The organism is Pseudomonas mangrovi (assembly GCF_003052585.1).
GTDB classification, from domain to species: Bacteria; Pseudomonadota; Gammaproteobacteria; order Pseudomonadales; family Pseudomonadaceae; genus Aquipseudomonas; species Aquipseudomonas mangrovi.
In genome coordinates, this window is the sequence record NZ_QASN01000013.1 from 22,458 (window position 1) to 38,479 (window position 16,022).

The following is a 16,022-nucleotide window of genomic DNA, read 5'->3' on the forward strand; positions in this document are numbered from 1 at the left end:
GTGCGGCCCCCACGGGCCCATTGCGCGCAGGAAGCCCGGATCACAATAAGATGGCAGTCAGATATCCCGCGTTTCGCAAAAAATTCCCTCTTCTGGTGACCGGCGGCCTTCTGGCCCTTCAGCCTTTCGCCAGCCATTCCCTCCATGCGGCCGAGCAGTATGACTGCCAGGCGTCATCCAGCGGCGGCTGGGCCTGTGCGCCCAAGCCTAGTGATGCCGCATTGCCGGCCCGCCCGCAGCATAGCGCGGCAACGATCAGCAGTAGTGCTCCGGCGAACGCATCGACCGAACAAACTGCTTCGACCTCGGCCCCCGGAAAGCAATCAAGCCCGGTCCTGGTCACCCAGACCAAGGGACGTGCACTGACATCCCGTAGCGCGGACTTCAGTCATCTCGACTGGGTCCCGCGGGAGAAACTCACCGCAGCCCAGCTGGCCGAAGCCGGCCCCTATTGCGCTGGCGCCTATATCGAGCCGCGCCGTCCGGGCATGAACGACGCCACGCCGCTCGAAGATGCACCGACCTTCGTTTCGGCGAAGGCCTCGCGCTTCCAGCAGGAAGAGCAGATCGCCACCCTTGCCGGCGATGTCGTCGTGCGTCAGTCCGGCATGCAGGTCGAGGCCGACGAAGCCAGCCTGTACCAGGCGGAAAACCGTGGCGAGCTGGTCGGCAACGTGCGCCTGCGCGACCGCGGCATGCTGGTCGTGGGTGACCGCGGCGAGCTGCAGCTGGACAACGGCGAAGCCAAGATCGAGAACGCCGAGTACGTTCTGCACCAGTCCCATGTGCGCGGCAGCGCGCTCTACGCCAAGCGCGAAGAGACCGCCATCATCCGCCTCAAGGATGGTACCTACACCCGCTGCGAACCCGGCGAGAATGACTGGCACCTCAAAGGCAACAACGTCACGCTCAACCCGGCCACCGGCTTCGGCACGGCAACCAATGTGACCCTGCGGGTGAAGAACATTCCGGTGTTCTATACCCCCTACATCTATTTCCCGATCGATGATCGTCGCCAGTCCGGCTTCCTGCCGCCGAGCATCAGCACCTCGAGCGACGCCGGCCTGACCCTCGTCACGCCCTACTACTTCAATATCGCGCCGAACTACGATGCCACGCTCTACCCGCATCTGATGACCGAGCGCGGCCTGTTGATGGAAGGCGAGTTCCGCTACCTGACCAAGAGCAGCGAGGGCCAGGTCGGCGCCGCCTACCTGGACGATCAGGATGACGAGCGCAAGGGCGAGCCCAAGTACGAAGACAAGCGCTACATGGTCAACTGGCAGCACACCGGCGGCCTGGATTCGCGCCTGCTGACCGAAGTCGACTTCACCGACCTCAGCGACCCCTACTATTTCCAGGATCTGGAAACCGACCTCGACGTCAGCAACCAGACCTACGTGAACCAGCGCGGCACCCTGACCTGGCGCGGCGAAACCTACACCGCGCGCCTCAATGCACATGCCTACGAGCTGGCCACGGTCACCGACGTCACGCCTTACAACCGCATGCCGCAACTGACGTTGGACGGTTATCTGCCGTTCCGCCCGGCCGGACTGCAGTTCACCTACAACACCGAGTACGTCGACTTCGAGCGCAACCTCGACGAGTATTTCTACGCCGGCCTCTGGAGTCCGGACGCACGCCTGCGCGGCCTGACCCGTACCGAAGGTCAGCGTCTGCACCTGGAGCCGGGCGTCAGCCTGCCGCTTGATTGGAGCTGGGGCTACGTCAAGCCGACCATCAAGTACCTGTACACCGATTACGACCTGGATCTCGACCAGCGTGGCCGCGCTACCCTCGGTGCCGGCGAGCGTTTCAAGAGCAGCCAGGACCGCGGCATTCCGCTGTTCAGCCTGGACAGCGGCCTGTACTTCGACCGTGACACCAGCCTGTTCGGCAAGGCGCTGCGCCAGACCCTCGAGCCGCGCGCCTACTATCTCAACGTTGCCTATCGCGACCAGAGCGACATCCCGGTCTTCGACACCGGCGAGAACACTTTCAGCTACAGCTCGCTGTGGCGCGAAAACCGTTTCTCCGGCAAGGATCGCATCGGCGACGAGAATCGCCTGTCGCTGGGCGTGACTTCGCGCTTCGTCGAGGCCAACGGCTTCGAACGCGCCCGTGTCGCCATCGGCCAGGCCTACCATTTCGAAGATCGCCGAGTACAGCTACCAGGCATCGACGAAAAGGAGGAGGCGTCGATTTCGCCCATTGCCATGCTCGGTCAGTACCGCTTCGACCGTGACTGGCGCCTGAGCTCGACACTCAACTGGGACCCGGATCGGGGCGAAACCAGCTCCGGCAGCGTGATGTTCCACTTCCAGCCGGAAGCAGAGCCGGGCAAGGTGGTCAACGCCGGCTACCGCTATCGCAACGACACCCGCCGCTTCAACCCGCTGCTCGGCCGTTTCGAGTACGGTGGCGACGAGTACAAGATCGACCAGTCCGACTTCTCGGTCATCTGGCCGATCGTGCCGCAGTGGAGCGCGATCGCGCGCTGGCAGTTCGACTTCCACCAGAGCCGCACGCTGGAAGCCTTCGGCGGCTTCGAGTACGACAACTGCTGCTGGAAGCTGCGCCTGATCAACCGCTACTGGGTCGAATACGACGAATTCAGTCTGATCCGCGACGAGTCCGCAGACCGCGGCATCTTCCTGCAGATCGTGCTCAAAGGTCTCGGCAGCGTGACCGGCAGCAAGGTCGACAGCTTCCTCGATGATGGAATCCAAGGTTACCGTGAACGTGAAGATCAAGCTTTCTGATACCCTCCGCGCCCTCTCCCTGGGCGCGCTTCTTCTGGGCCAGCAGGCCTTCGCCGCAGTGCAGCCTCTGGACCGCGTAGCGGCCATCGTCGACAACGACGTGGTCATGCAGAGCCAGCTGGAAAACCGCCTGCGCGAAGTTCGCCAGACCATGGCCAAGCGCGGTGCCGAAGCGCCGCCTCAGGACATCCTGACCCAGCAGGTGCTCGAGCGCCTGATCGTCGAAAGCCTGCAGCTGCAGATCGCCGAGCGCTCCGGCATTCGCATCACGGATGAGGAGCTGAACCATGCCGTTGCCGGCATCGCCGAGCGCAACGGCATGAGCGTCGAGCAATTCCGTGCGGCATTGCAGCAGGATGGTCTGTCCTTCAGCGAGGCGCGCGAACAGATCCGCCGCGAGCTGCTGATCAACCGCGTGCGCCAGCGGCGCATCGCCGAACGCATCCAGATCACCGACCAGGAGCTGCAGAACTTCCTTGCCTCCGACCTGGGCCGACTGCAGCTTTCCGAAGAGTTCCGCCTGGCCAACATTCTGCTACCGCTGCCCGAAGGCGCCTCCAGTGCCGAGATCGAGCAGACCCTGCGCAAGGCTGCGGACCTCTACGAGCAACTGCGCAAAGGCGCCGACTTCGCCAGCCTGGCGATGAGCCACTCCGCCAGCGAGAACGCCCTAGAGGGCGGCGAGATGGGCTGGCGCAAGGCCGCTCAGTTACCCCCGCCGTTCGACTCGATGATTCGCGCGCTTGCGCCAGGCGAAGTCACCGAGCCGATTCGCACGCCCGGCGGCGTCGTCATCCTCAAGCTGCAGGAAAAGCGCGGCGGCAACACCCAGGTCAGCGAGCAGGTCCACGTTCGCCACATCCTGATCAAGCCGAGCGAGATTCGCAGCGAAGCGGAAGCCCAACGCCTGGCCGAACGCCTCTATGAGCGCATTCGCGGCGGCGAAGCATTCGACGAGCTGGCGAAGAAGTTCTCCGAAGATCCGGGTTCCGCGCTCAACGGCGGCGACCTCAACTGGATCGATCCGAACGCCCTGGTCCCCGAGTTCCGTCAGGTAATGGCGGATACCGCCAGCGGCCAGTTGTCGCGTCCGTTCAAGACCCCCTACGGCTGGCACGTTCTCGAAGTACTGGGCCGCCGGGCGACCGACACCAGCGCGCAGATGCGCGAGCAGCAGGCAGCGAGCATGCTGCGTAACCGCAAGTACGAGGAAGAACTGCAGACCTGGCTGCGGCAGATTCGCGACGAGGCCTACGTCGAAATCAAGCTCTGAGTCATCTTCTGACAACAAGCCCGGCTCCGGCCGGGCTTTTTAATGGCTGTCGTCCAGCCCTGTAGACTGTAGCGCCCCGCCGCTCTGGAGAACTGGCATGTCCGCTCCCCTGCTTTTTGCGCTGACCCCCGGAGAGCCGGCCGGCATAGGCCCGGACCTCTGCCTGCTGCTGGCGAACCAGCAGCAGGCGCAGATCCTGATCGCCATCGCCAACGCACAGATGCTGCGCGAACGGGCTACGCTGCTTGGCCTGAGCTGCAGCATCATCGAAGTGACACCCGCCGCCTGGCCGACGCAACCAGCCGCCGCAGGCAGTCTTTACGTCTGGGACACGCCGCTATCCAGCCCGGTGCGCCCTGGCGTGCTCGACAAGGCCAATGCGGCCTATGTCCTGGAAACCCTGCGCCGCGCAGGGCAGGGCTGCCTCGACCGCGACTTCGCCGGAATGATCACCGCGCCGGTACACAAGGGCGTGATCAACGAAGCCGGCATCACCTTCTCCGGACATACCGAATTTCTCGCCGAGCTCACCGCCACCGAACAGGTGGTGATGATGCTTGCCACCCGCGGCCTGCGCGTCGCCCTGGTGACCACTCATCTGCCGCTCAAGGATGTTGCCGGCGCGATCACTGCGCAGCGCTTGCAGCGCGTCAGCCGCATCCTGCACGCCGACCTGCGCGACAAGTTCGGCATCGCCCGGCCGCGCATCCTGGTATGCGGACTCAATCCGCATGCCGGCGAGGGTGGTCATCTCGGACGCGAGGAGATCGAGGTCATCGAGCCGACACTGGAGCGGCTGCGCGACGAGGGCATCGACCTGATCGGTCCGCTGCCGGCCGACACCCTGTTCACCCCCAAGCACCTGGATAGCTGCGATGCGGTACTGGCGATGTACCACGATCAGGGCTTGCCGGTGCTCAAGTACAAGGGCTTTGGCGCGGCGGTCAACGTGACCCTCGGTCTGCCGATCATCCGTACCTCGGTCGACCACGGTACGGCACTCGATCTCGCCGGCAGCGGCCGGATCGACACCGGCAGCCTGAAGGTGGCGCTGGAAACGGCATACGAGATGGCGGACAGCCAGTCGTAAGCGGCACCCCTGTGCCGCGCGCAACCGCGAGTCGCGCGGCTCGAGTCCTCGATTTGCCCCGCCCGCCTGCTAAGATGCCCGCCTCAATTTGCTTTCAGCTTCAAGCTTCAAGCTTCAAGCTGCTCCTTGGAGCTCCGATGTCCGAGTATCAACACCGCGCGCGCAAGCGCTTCGGCCAGAACTTCCTGCACGACGCCGGCGTGATCGACCGCATCCTGCGCGCCATTCATGCCCGTCCGGGCGAGCACCTGCTGGAAATCGGTCCGGGCCAGGGCGCCCTGACCGAGGGACTGCTCGGCAGCGACGCGCAGCTTGACGTGATCGAACTCGATCTGGACCTGATCCCCATCCTGCAGGACAAGTTCGGCAGCAACCCGAACTTTCGCCTGAACCAGGGCGATGCGCTCAAGTTCGACTTCGCTCGCCTCGACGCCGCACCGCGCAGCCTGCGAGTGGTCGGCAACCTGCCGTACAACATCTCCACGCCGCTGATCTTCCACCTGCTGAACAACGCTGCGCTGATCCGCGACATGCACTTCATGCTGCAGAAGGAAGTGGTCGAACGCATGGCCGCAGCGCCCGGTGGTGGCGACTGGGGCCGGCTGTCGATCATGGTGCAGTACCACTGCCGCGTGGAGCACCTGTTCAACGTCGGCCCCGGTGCTTTCAATCCGCCGCCCAAGGTCGATTCGGCGATCGTCCGCCTGGTGCCGCATGAAGTTCTGCCGTTTGCGGCGAAGGACCACAAACTACTCGAACGGGTGGTTCGCGAAGCCTTCAATCAGCGCCGCAAGACCTTGCGCAACACTCTCAAGGGACTGCTGTCCACAGACCAGATAGCGGCTGCAGAGGTTGATGGCAGTCTGCGCCCCGAGCAGCTCGACCTGGCTGCCTTCGTGCGCCTGGCCGACATACTTGCAGAGTCACCCAATGCCGCCGCGTCCTCCTGACGCCCCTGGCCAGCTGCAGCAGAGCCCGAACATGTCCGAGCCGTCCTACCGTATAGAAGTCAGCGTCACCACGCGTTATCTGCCCGAGCAGTCGCGCCCGGACGAAGAGCGCTACGCCTTCGCCTACACCGTGACCATTCAAAATCACGGCAGCCTGCCTGCCCAGCTGCTCTCGCGGCACTGGATCATCACCGACGGCAACGGCGAGCGACAGGACGTGCGCGGACCGGGAGTCATCGGCCAGCAACCGCACATTGCACCCGGCGCCAGCCACACCTACAGCAGCGGTACCCTGATGCCGACCCGCGTCGGCATCATGCAGGGCAGCTACCACATGCTCGCCGAGGACGGCCACGAGTTCGACGCCGCCATCGCACCCTTCCGCCTGGTGGTGCCCGGAGCCCTGCACTGATGGCGGTGTACGCAGTCGGCGATCTGCAGGGTTGTCTGGAACCGCTGAAGTGCCTGCTCCACGAGGTCGGCTTCGATCCGCTCGAGGATCGTCTCTGGCTGGTTGGCGACCTGGTCAATCGCGGCCCGCAATCGCTGGAAACGCTGCGCTTTCTCTACGCGATGCGCGATTCGCTGGTCTGCGTGCTCGGCAACCATGACCTGCACCTGCTCGCGGTGGCGCACAACATCGAGCGGATGAAGAAGGGCGACACCCTGCAGGAAATTCTCGACGCCCCGGACCGGGACGAACTGCTCGACTGGCTACGCATGCAGAAGCTGCTGCACTACGACGCCGAGCGCGACCTGGTCATGGTGCATGCCGGCATTCCACCGCAGTGGACGCTGAAGAAGGCGCTGCGCCGCGCCGAAGAAGTCGAGCAGGTGCTGCGCGACGACACCCGCATTGCCCTGTTTCTCGACGGCATGTACGGCAACGAACCGGCCAAATGGGACCGCGAACTGCAGGGCGTCGCGCGGCTGCGAGTGATCACCAACTATTTCACCCGCATGCGCTTCTGCACCGCCGACGGCAAGCTCGACCTCAAGAGCAAGGAAGGCCTGGACAGCGCTCCGCCGGGTTATGCCCCCTGGTTCAGCCATCCGCAGCGGCGCACGCGCGGCCAGAAACTGATCTTCGGCCACTGGGCTGCGCTGGGCGGGCAGTGCGACGAGCCGGGCGTGCAGGCACTCGACAGCGGTTGCGTATGGGGCAACCGCATGACCCTGCTGAACGTCGACAGCGGGCAGCGCTGGCAGTGTGACTGCGCCAGCCAGAAGCCCGAAAAAAGTCCCACCAGGCCCAGCGCCTGAAACCAAGAGCCCCAGCATGTCAGAGTTCAAGCGCATCGCCCCGCAACATGCCCAGTCACTGCGCCAGGAAGGCGCGGTAGTGGTCGATATCCGTGATCCACAGAGCTTCGCTGCCGGTCATATCAGCGGTTCGCTGCATCTGGACAACCATTCCCTGGCGGACTTCATCGCCCAAGCCGATCTCGATGCACCACTGATCGTCAGCTGCTACCACGGCAACTCCAGCCAGAGCGCCGCCGCCTACCTGGCGCATCAGGGCTTTTCCGAGGTCTACAGTCTCGACGGCGGCTTCGAGCTCTGGCGCAGCCTCTATCCGCAGGACACCGTCGAGGGCTGACAGCCCTCGCGTGCAAGCCCTTTCGGGCAGCGGACCCACGCCCGCCTGCCCGCGCAGAAGCGCTGCTTTCTTGAATTAGCCCGCCTCTCCTCCAACCCCGCTGCGCGCCCTGAGCAGCGGGGTTGCTGACTTCCGCCGTTCCTGCCGCCCCAGCTGCGTGCAACTGCTTGCCAGCCTGATAATGAAATAATATATCATTTCGAAAGCCGACCACTGCGTGCCGACTGCACCGGCATATGCCGGCGCAGCGCACGTGCAGTGCCCACCATTCAGCAACAGCGCTCGGGCCCCCGACACTCGCGGTACCCGATGCACCAGACCCGAAGGCCCACTCATGTCGTATCAGAAGCCGTCCGCCAGACTCCCGGCCGTCCGCCCCGGAGTGCTCGCATTCGCCACCCTGCTGAGCACCACCCCGGCCCTGGCCAACGTTCATGAGCTCGAAGAGATGCAGGTAACCGGCGCCGCCGGCAGCGAGCGCGCCTACTATCAGCCGCAGAGCAGTGTTGCGCGCTCCGACACCCCCTCGTTCGAGGTCCCCCAGGCCGTCCAGGTGATTTCGCGCCAGGTCATCGATGACACCGGCGCGACCCGCCTCAGCACGCTGTTCGACTACGTCAGCGGCGTGAGCCGGCAGAACGACTTCGGTGGTCTCTGGGACAACTTCTCGGTACGCGGCTTTTCCGGCCACATCAACACCGGCCCGAACGTTCTGCGCAACGGCTTTGCCGGCAACCGCGGCTACAACGCTCCGCGTGACCTGGCCAACGTCGAGCGCGCGGAGTTCCTCAAGGGCCCAGCCTCGGCGCTCTACGGTAGCGCCGAACCCGGCGGCATTCTCAACATCGTCACCAAGAAGCCGCAGTTCAGCGCAGCTCATGCCGTCGAGGCGAGTGCGGGTAGTCACGACAGCTACCGCACCACCCTGGATTCCACCGCGCCGCTGAGCGACAGCCTGGCCTACCGGATGAACATCGCCTACGAGGACAAGGGCAGCTTTCGCGATCACATCGACAGCGAACGCGTACTGCTGGCGCCCTCCTTCACCTGGCAGATAGCTCCCGGCACGGTGCTGGACTACGACGCCGAATTCCTCCGCCACGAGGCGCCGATGGACCGTGGCGTACTGGCCTTAAACGGCCGGGTCGGCGCGCTGCCACGCAGCCGTTTCCTCGGCGAGCCGGGCGATGGCGATACGGTGATCGAGAACCTGACCCACCAGCTGACCTTGCAGCACGAGCTATCCGACAACTGGAGCGGCCGGGTCGGCCTGTCGTATCGCACCACCAGCCTGGAAGGAGACTCGACCCAGGTCTGGCCGAGCAACCCCATGGTATTCGTCCCCGCAGGCTCCACCGAGGTCAGGCGCGAACGCCGCTACCGCGACTACAGCTCCGACGACATCGCCTTTCAGGGCGAGCTGCGCGGCACCTTCCTTACCGGCGACATCGCCCATGAAGTCGTCACCGGGCTGGACAGCTACCGCTTCACCCTCGACGAATTCGTCACCACCAGCGTGCGACCGTTGGACTACGCCATCGACATCTACCAGCCGGTCTACGGTCAGCCGCTGCCGGCGACCTCCAACCCGCATACCAACAGCCGCGAGGTCCAGCGCAGCACCGGGCTGTTCGTCCAGGATCAGATCAGCCTGTCCAGCGACTGGCGCCTGCTGCTCGGTCTGCGCCACGAGAACTTCCGCAAGCAGTTCGAGAATCGCCGCACCGGCGTGCGGATCAGCCAGGAAGATGGCGTCACCACGCCGCGCATCGGCCTGACCTGGCTGGTGTCGCCGAACGTCTCGCTCTACACCCTCGCCAGCGAGTCGTTCCGCCCCAACAGTGGCGCGTCCGCCTCCGGCGCGACCTTCGATCCGGAAGAGGGGCGCTCCAAGGAAATCGGCGTCAAGTACGAGAGCAGCGACAAGCGCTACGGCGCAACCCTGGCCGTCTTCGAGATCGAGAAGCAGAACGTGCTGACCAACGACCCCGTGACGCCCGGCTTCTCCATCGCGGCCGGCGAGGCCCGAAGCCGCGGTGCCGAGATCGATCTGTCCGGACAGCTGACCGAGCAGCTGCGCGCGATAGCCAACTACGCCTATACCGATGCCAGGATCACCGAGGACAACAATGCCGCACTGGTCGGTGCGCGACTGGTCAACTCGCCCCGTCACAGCGGCGCGGTTCTGCTGATGTACGAGGACGACTTCGCCGGCGGACGCGGTGGCCTGGGTGGCGGCCTGAACTACGTCGGCCAGCGCGGCGGCAATGCCGCCGACACCTTCTCCCTGCCCGGCTACACCACCGCCCGGCTGATGGGCCACTGGCAGCCCAGTGACGAGCTGCGCTTGTCACTGGAAATCGACAACCTGTTCGACAGGACCTACTACGCCAGCTCCTACGACATCTACTGGATCACCCCGGGCGCGCCTCGCACCCTGACCGTCGGCGCCCAGTACCGCTTCTGACCGGGCGCCCCCTCTGCTCATGCGAGGGGGCGCCACATCCGTCGTTTGCCTGCAGCCTTCCACGCACAGCAAGGACCACCGACATGCAGTCCAGCCCCAACACCAGCGCAGCCACGACCGTGCTCGATGCCCGGGACGTCGAGGCGGGTTACGCCGGCAAGACCATTCTTCGCGGGCTCAATCTGCACGTCAGACGTGGCGAGATCTACGCCCTGCTGGGCGCCAATGGCGCCGGCAAGACCACCACGCTCAGCCTGTTTCTCGGGTTCCTCAAACCGAGTGCCGGAACGGTCCTGGTCAATGGCGTGGACCCCTTCGGCGCGCCGGCCGATGCGCGCCGCCAGCTGGCCTACATCCCGGAGAACGTGGCGCTCTATGAACACCTGAGCGCGCGCGAGAACCTGGCCTACCTGCTCGATCTGGCTCGGCAGCATGCCGACTCACGGAGCATCGACGGCGCCCTGAGCGCGGCCGGCCTGCAGCCGGAGGCCTTCGACCGACGTCTGGCCGGGTTTTCCAAGGGCATGCGGCAGAAGGTGGCCATCGCGCTTGCGCTGGCCCGCCAGGTGCCGGTACTGCTGCTGGATGAACCCACTTCGGGTCTGGATCCGCAGGCTACCGCCGAATTCAACCGGCTGCTGAATCTGCTGCGCGAGCAGGGCGTCGCCATCCTCATGGTGACCCACGACCTGCTCAGCGCTGCGGACGTTGCCGACCGCATCGGCTTTCTCAACGCCGGGCAGCTGGTCGAGGAAGTCGCGGCCAGTGGTGACGATCGCTTCGATGTGCGCACCCTCCATCGGCGTTATACGGAGCTGGGCGCATGAGCGTGATCACGCGCATCGCTCGCGAGGAATGGCGCGCGCTGTTCCGCGACCGGGTGGCCGTGGTCGGTCTGGCGCTGCTGACCCTGCTGATGCTGGTGGCCGCCCTCAATGCATGGGAGCACCAGCGCAACGCCAATGCCGAGCGCGCGCGCTATCAGGCGCAGGCAAACCACGAGTTCGAGATGCAGCCCGATCGCCACCCGCACCGGGTAGCGCACTACGGGCACTTCCTGTTCCGCCCGCTCAATCCGCTGGCGGCCTTCGATCCGGGCATCGACCCCTACACCGGCAATACCCTGTTTATCGAGGCACACCGGCAGAACAGCGCCAACTTCGGCGACGTACGCCAGTCCTCCCTGCTGCTGCGCTTCGGCCAGCTGTCTCCGGCCTTCGTCCTGCAGGTCCTGGCGCCGCTGCTGCTGATCTTCGTCGGCCATGCGGCGCTGGCGCGGGAGCGAGAATCCGGCACCCTGCGCATTCTGCTCGCCCAGGGCATAACGGGTCGCCAGCTGGTGCTGGGCAAGCTGCTGGCGCTGTCGGGGTTTGCCCTGCTGATGCTGCTGCCTGCCCTGCTGATGCTCGCTGGCCTGGTCGCCAGCGGCCAGGCCGCATGGCAACCGTCGCTGCTGCTCGCTGCCGGCTACGTACTCTGGCTGCTGCTCTGGTCGCTGATGGTCGTGCTGCTGTCGGGCCTGCTCGCGCGCAGTCGTGACGCCCTGCTGGCATTGCTGGCAGTCTGGACGATCGGAGTGATCCTGCTGCCGCGCCTGGTGCCGGACATGGTCAGCAGCGCACTGCCCCTGCCGAGCCGCTTCGAGAATGCAATCCACGTCCAGCGCGAATACCTCGCGCTGGGTAATGCCCACGATCCCAACGACCCGACATTCGCCGCATTCCGCGAAAGCATCCTCAAGGAGTACGGGGTGACCCGCATCGAAGACCTGCCGGTAAATTTCAAGGGCCTGGTCGGTTTCGAAGGCGAACGCCTCTCCACCGAGCTGTTCGAGCGCTATGCGACCGCCACCTTCGAGCGTCAGGCCGAGCAGAACCGGCTGGTCGACCACTCCGCCTGGCTCAGTCCCACGCTGGCGATTCGGCGCCTGTCGATGACGGCGGTCGGTACGGACCTGACCAGCTTCCGACATTTTCTCGAGCAGGGCGAAACCTATCGCTACGAGCTGGTACAGCGGCTGAACCGGCTGCAGAGCGAGAAGCTCCGCTACGCCGACGACAGCAACCCGAACCGCGAGAACCGGATCTCCCACGAACACTGGCAGACATTTCCCAGGTTCGACTATCAGCCGCAGCCGCTTGCCGACACCTACCGCCAGACCGCACCGGCCAGCCTGGTCCTGCTGGTCTGGGCCGGGCTGCTGATGGCCCTGACCTCGCTGATGGGCGCCCGCCTGGGGACAACCCGGCAATGAAGGGAATTCTCTGCGAACTGCGACTGATCCTGCGCTCACGCCTGTCGGTCGCCTCCCTGCTTCTGCTCTTCATGCTCGCCGCTCTGGCCGTTCTCTCGGGGTTGCGCGAGGTAGCCAGCCAACACGAAACCCTCGCCCGCGTGGCGCCGCTCAACAAGCAGGATCTCGCCTCGGTGGAGACGCGCTATCCACAGGATGCGAATGGCGGCTATCCGGCCTACTACAGCTTCCACAACACCTGGGACCCACCCTCGAACGCGGCCTTCCTGGCGCTGGGGATGCGCGACGTGGCGCCCTACATGCTGCGCATCCGTGCGCTGGGCCTGCAGGCGCAGCTTTATGAAGGCGAGACGTTCAACGCTGAACTTGCACTGCCGGGTCGCTTCGATTTCGCCTTCGTACTCATCTACCTGGCGCCGCTTTTCGTCATCGCCCTGCTCCACGACCTGGTATCGGGCGAGCGCCAGTCCGGGCGTCTGCGCCTGCTGCTGGCGATGTCCGACGGCAAACGCCTGTGGCGCCGGCGCGTGGCCCTGCGCTACGGTCTGCTGCTGATCTGTCTGGGTCTGCCTGCGCTGGTCGGAGCCCTGATCGCCGGTATGGCAGCCGGCGCGCTGGCCATGACGCTGGCGGTGATCGCCAGCTCCCTGGCGTTCTGGTTCGGCCTGTCGCTGCTGGTCACCGCGCGCGGCTGGCGCTCCAGCGCCACCGCCACCGTGCTGATGTCCGCCTGGGTGGTGCTGACGCTGGTGGTGCCGACCCTGGCCAACGTGATGCTCAACCGCAGCATTCCGGTGCACCAGGGCGTGGATCTGATGCTCGCGCAGCGTCAGGCGGTTCACGGCGCCTGGGAAATCCCGCGGCAAGAAACCATGCAGCGCTTCTACGCGAACCACCCGCAGTGGCAGGACAGCGCCGCTCTGCCGCCGACCTTCCACTGGAAATGGTATTTCGCCTTCCACCAGGTCGGTGACGAGAGCGTGGCCGATCAGGTGCGCGCCTATCGTGCCGGTCTGCTGCAACGCCAGGTCTGGAGCGATCGCCTGGGCTGGGCACTGCCGGGGGTTGGCGCACAGGCCATCCTACATCGCCTGGCCGACACCGATCTGCAGGCGCAGCTCGCCTACCAGGACCGGATCGGCGTGTTTCACCAGCAGCTGCGCGATTTCTACTACCCGTACCTGTTCAACGAACAGCCGTTCGGTCGGCAGGATTACGCCAGCCAACCGCAGTTCACGCCGCGCGAGCCCAGCGCCTACGCCTTCCAGCCCAGCGCGTGGGGAGGGCTGGCGCTGGCCTGGCTGCTGTTCATGTTGGGGGGCTGGCAACTGGCCCAGCTACGCCCGAACCAGCAGTAGCGTCGCGCTGAAGGGTCGCGCCGCGACGGACGGAGCGCGCCCGCGGGCGGCGCTGCGTTTGACCCGACTGACGGTCCGCCCGGGCAACCGCCTGGGGGCTGAATGACGTATGCGCGCCCTTCTCTTGCCAATTCCGAACTATCCTTCTGGACAAGCCATCCAAAACGCGGGAGAGCCGGTACACCGGCTTCCGGGTGGCTAGCGGCCTTTTGCGGTTCGGGGGACTCTCGTCGAGCGACACGCTGACCGGGCGCTAGCACCCGCAAGTTCAGGCCGTACTGGTCCAGAGCATCGAGCGAGGTGAAGCAATGAGTATTTTCAGCCACTTCCAGCAGCGCTTCGAAGCAACACGTCAGGAGGAGTATTCGCTGCAGGAATACCTGGAGCTGTGCAAGAGCGACCGCAGCACCTATGCCACCGCGTCCGAGCGTCTGCTCATGGCGATTGGCGAGCCCGAACTGGTCGATACCTCCACCGATTCGCGGCTGTCGCGAATCTTCTCCAACAAGGTGATCCGTCGTTACCCGGCCTTTGCCGACTTCCACGGCATGGAAGAGTGCATCGACCAGATCGTCTCCTACTTCCGCCATGCCGCGCAGGGCCTGGAGGAGAAGAAGCAGATCCTTTACCTGCTCGGCCCGGTCGGCGGCGGCAAGTCGTCGCTGGCGGAGAAGCTCAAGCAACTGATGGAGAAGGTGCCCTTCTACGCCATCAAGGGCTCGCCGGTGTTCGAGTCGCCGCTCGGGCTGTTCAACGCTACCGAGGACGGCACCATCCTCGAAGAGGACTACGGCATCCCGCAGCGCTACCTGTCGACCATCATGTCGCCCTGGGCCACCAAGCGGCTGCAGGAGTTCGGCGGCGACATCAGCCAGTTCCGCGTGGTCAAGCTGTACCCCTCGATCCTCAACCAGATCGCCGTGGCCAAGACCGAGCCGGGTGACGAGAACAACCAGGACATCTCCGCGCTGGTCGGCAAGGTCGATATCCGCAAGCTCGAGGAATATCCGCAGAACGACGCCGATGCCTACAGTTACTCGGGCGCGCTGTGCCGGGCCAACCAGGGCCTGATGGAGTTCGTCGAGATGTTCAAGGCACCGATCAAGGTGCTGCATCCGCTGCTCACCGCGACCCAGGAAGGCAACTACAACAGCACCGAGGGCCTGGGCGCGATCCCGTTCAACGGCATCCTGCTCGCCCACTCCAACGAATCCGAGTGGCACAGCTTCCGCAACAACAAGAACAACGAGGCGTTCATCGACCGCATCTACATCGTCAAGGTGCCCTACTGCCTGCGCGTCGCCGACGAGATCCACATCTACGAGAAGCTGCTGGTCAACAGCTCGCTGGCCCAGGCCCATTGCGCGCCCGACACCCTGAAGATGCTGGCGCAGTTCTCGGTCCTGTCGCGCCTGAAGGAGCCGGAAAACTCCAACGTCTACTCGAAGATGCGCGTCTACGACGGCGAGAACCTGAAGGACACCGATCCCAAGGCCAAGTCGATCCAGGAATACCGCGACACCGCGGGCGTCGACGAAGGCATGAACGGTCTGTCGACCCGCTTCGCCTTCAAGATCCTCTCCAAGGTGTTCAACTTCGACCCGCACGAGATCGCCGCCAACCCGGTGCACCTGCTCTACGTGCTCGAACAGCAGATCGAACAGGAGCAGTTCCCCGCCGAGGTGCGCGAGCGCTACCTGCGCTACATCAAGGAGTACCTGGCTCCGCGCTACATCGAGTTCATCGGCAAGGAAATCCAGACCGCCTACCTGGAGTCCTACAGCGAGTACGGGCAGAACATCTTCGATCGCTACGTGCTCTACGCCGACTTCTGGATCCAGGATCAGGAATACCGCGATCCGGAGACCGGCGAGATCCTCAACCGCGTGGCATTGAACGAGGAGCTGGAGAAGATCGAGAAGCCGGCCGGGATCAGCAACCCGAAGGATTTCCGCAACGAGATCGTCAACTTCGTCCTGCGCGCACGCGCCAACAACAACGGCAAGAACCCGACCTGGCTGTCCTATGAAAAGCTGCGCGTGGTGATCGAGAAGAAGATGTTCTCCAACACCGAGGATCTGCTGCCGGTCATCAGCTTCAACGCCAAGGCCAGCAAGGAGGACCAGCAGAAGCACAACGACTTCGTCCGGCGCATGGTCGAGCGCGGCTACACCGAGAAGCAGGTTCGTCTGCTCTCGGAATGGTACCTGCGGGTCCGCAAATCGCAGTAACAGCAGCTGGAAGCTGAAAGCCTGAGGCGGACAA

At 64.8% G+C, this 16,022-nt stretch carries 12 protein-coding genes; all 12 read left to right on the forward strand.

The window, feature by feature from the left end:
• The first annotated feature begins 50 nt into the window (after positions 1–50).
• The 12 genes from DBO85_RS06635 (at position 51) to DBO85_RS06690 (ending at position 15,988) form a co-directional block, all read left to right on the forward strand.
• Positions 51–2,765: an LPS-assembly protein LptD gene (locus tag DBO85_RS06635; RefSeq protein WP_108106480.1), complete on the forward strand. Its 2,715-nt coding sequence runs from the start codon at positions 51–53 to the stop codon at positions 2,763–2,765.
• Positions 2,746–4,038, forward strand: a complete 1,293-nt coding sequence (locus DBO85_RS06640) for a peptidylprolyl isomerase (RefSeq protein WP_177429745.1) — start codon at positions 2,746–2,748, stop codon at positions 4,036–4,038. The genes DBO85_RS06635 and DBO85_RS06640 overlap by 20 nt, the downstream gene beginning before the upstream one ends.
• Positions 4,039–4,135: 97 nt before the next feature.
• Positions 4,136–5,128: a 4-hydroxythreonine-4-phosphate dehydrogenase PdxA gene (gene pdxA, locus DBO85_RS06645; protein WP_108106482.1), complete on the forward strand. Its 993-nt coding sequence runs from the start codon at positions 4,136–4,138 to the stop codon at positions 5,126–5,128.
• A gap of 137 nt (positions 5,129–5,265) precedes the next feature.
• Positions 5,266–6,078 carry a 16S rRNA (adenine(1518)-N(6)/adenine(1519)-N(6))-dimethyltransferase RsmA gene (rsmA, locus tag DBO85_RS06650; RefSeq protein ID WP_108106483.1) on the forward strand — a complete coding sequence of 271 codons (813 nt, stop codon included), beginning with the start codon at positions 5,266–5,268 and terminating at the stop codon, positions 6,076–6,078.
• A 31-nt stretch (positions 6,079–6,109) separates the two neighbouring features.
• Positions 6,110–6,490 (forward strand): Co2+/Mg2+ efflux protein ApaG, encoded by a 381-nt coding sequence (gene apaG, locus DBO85_RS06655; protein ID WP_108106629.1) that lies wholly within the window; start codon positions 6,110–6,112, stop codon positions 6,488–6,490.
• Positions 6,490–7,341 (forward strand): symmetrical bis(5'-nucleosyl)-tetraphosphatase, encoded by an 852-nt coding sequence (locus tag DBO85_RS06660; protein WP_108106484.1) that lies wholly within the window; start codon positions 6,490–6,492, stop codon positions 7,339–7,341. The genes apaG and DBO85_RS06660 overlap by 1 nt, the downstream gene beginning before the upstream one ends.
• 16 nt (positions 7,342–7,357) lie before the next feature.
• Positions 7,358–7,678 carry a thiosulfate sulfurtransferase GlpE gene (gene glpE / locus DBO85_RS06665; RefSeq protein ID WP_108106485.1) on the forward strand — a complete coding sequence of 107 codons (321 nt, stop codon included), beginning with the start codon at positions 7,358–7,360 and terminating at the stop codon, positions 7,676–7,678.
• A 334-nt stretch (positions 7,679–8,012) separates the two neighbouring features.
• Entirely contained in the window at positions 8,013–10,145 is a 2,133-nt protein-coding gene (locus DBO85_RS06670) for a TonB-dependent siderophore receptor (RefSeq protein WP_108106486.1), read from the forward strand.
• 83 nt (positions 10,146–10,228) lie between these two features.
• Entirely contained in the window at positions 10,229–10,972 is a 744-nt protein-coding gene (locus DBO85_RS06675; RefSeq protein ID WP_108106487.1) for an ABC transporter ATP-binding protein, read from the forward strand.
• Positions 10,969–12,399 (forward strand): ABC transporter permease, encoded by a 1,431-nt coding sequence (locus DBO85_RS06680; protein WP_108106488.1) that lies wholly within the window; start codon positions 10,969–10,971, stop codon positions 12,397–12,399. The genes DBO85_RS06675 and DBO85_RS06680 overlap by 4 nt, the downstream gene beginning before the upstream one ends.
• Positions 12,396–13,757, forward strand: coding sequence for an ABC transporter permease (locus tag DBO85_RS06685; RefSeq protein ID WP_108106489.1), 1,362 nt, complete (start codon positions 12,396–12,398; stop codon positions 13,755–13,757). Before DBO85_RS06680 ends, DBO85_RS06685 begins: the two co-directional genes overlap by 4 nt.
• Positions 13,758–14,065: 308 nt before the next feature.
• Positions 14,066–15,988 carry a PrkA family serine protein kinase gene (locus DBO85_RS06690; RefSeq protein WP_108106490.1) on the forward strand — a complete coding sequence of 641 codons (1,923 nt, stop codon included), beginning with the start codon at positions 14,066–14,068 and terminating at the stop codon, positions 15,986–15,988.
• Positions 15,989–16,022: the final 34 nt, after the last annotated feature.

Coding starts and splice junctions, on each gene's coding strand:
- DBO85_RS06635 (WP_108106480.1), top strand. CDS start 51: ATGGCAGTCAGATATCCCGCGTTTCGCAAAAAATTCCCTCTTCTGGTG.
- pdxA (WP_108106482.1), top strand. CDS start 4,136: ATGTCCGCTCCCCTGCTTTTTGCGCTGACCCCCGGAGAGCCGGCCGGC.
- rsmA (WP_108106483.1), top strand. CDS start 5,266: ATGTCCGAGTATCAACACCGCGCGCGCAAGCGCTTCGGCCAGAACTTC.
- apaG (WP_108106629.1), top strand. CDS start 6,110: ATGTCCGAGCCGTCCTACCGTATAGAAGTCAGCGTCACCACGCGTTAT.
- DBO85_RS06660 (WP_108106484.1), top strand. CDS start 6,490: ATGGCGGTGTACGCAGTCGGCGATCTGCAGGGTTGTCTGGAACCGCTG.
- glpE (WP_108106485.1), top strand. CDS start 7,358: ATGTCAGAGTTCAAGCGCATCGCCCCGCAACATGCCCAGTCACTGCGC.
- DBO85_RS06670 (WP_108106486.1), top strand. CDS start 8,013: ATGTCGTATCAGAAGCCGTCCGCCAGACTCCCGGCCGTCCGCCCCGGA.
- DBO85_RS06675 (WP_108106487.1), top strand. CDS start 10,229: ATGCAGTCCAGCCCCAACACCAGCGCAGCCACGACCGTGCTCGATGCC.
- DBO85_RS06680 (WP_108106488.1), top strand. CDS start 10,969: ATGAGCGTGATCACGCGCATCGCTCGCGAGGAATGGCGCGCGCTGTTC.
- DBO85_RS06685 (WP_108106489.1), top strand. CDS start 12,396: ATGAAGGGAATTCTCTGCGAACTGCGACTGATCCTGCGCTCACGCCTG.
- DBO85_RS06690 (WP_108106490.1), top strand. CDS start 14,066: ATGAGTATTTTCAGCCACTTCCAGCAGCGCTTCGAAGCAACACGTCAG.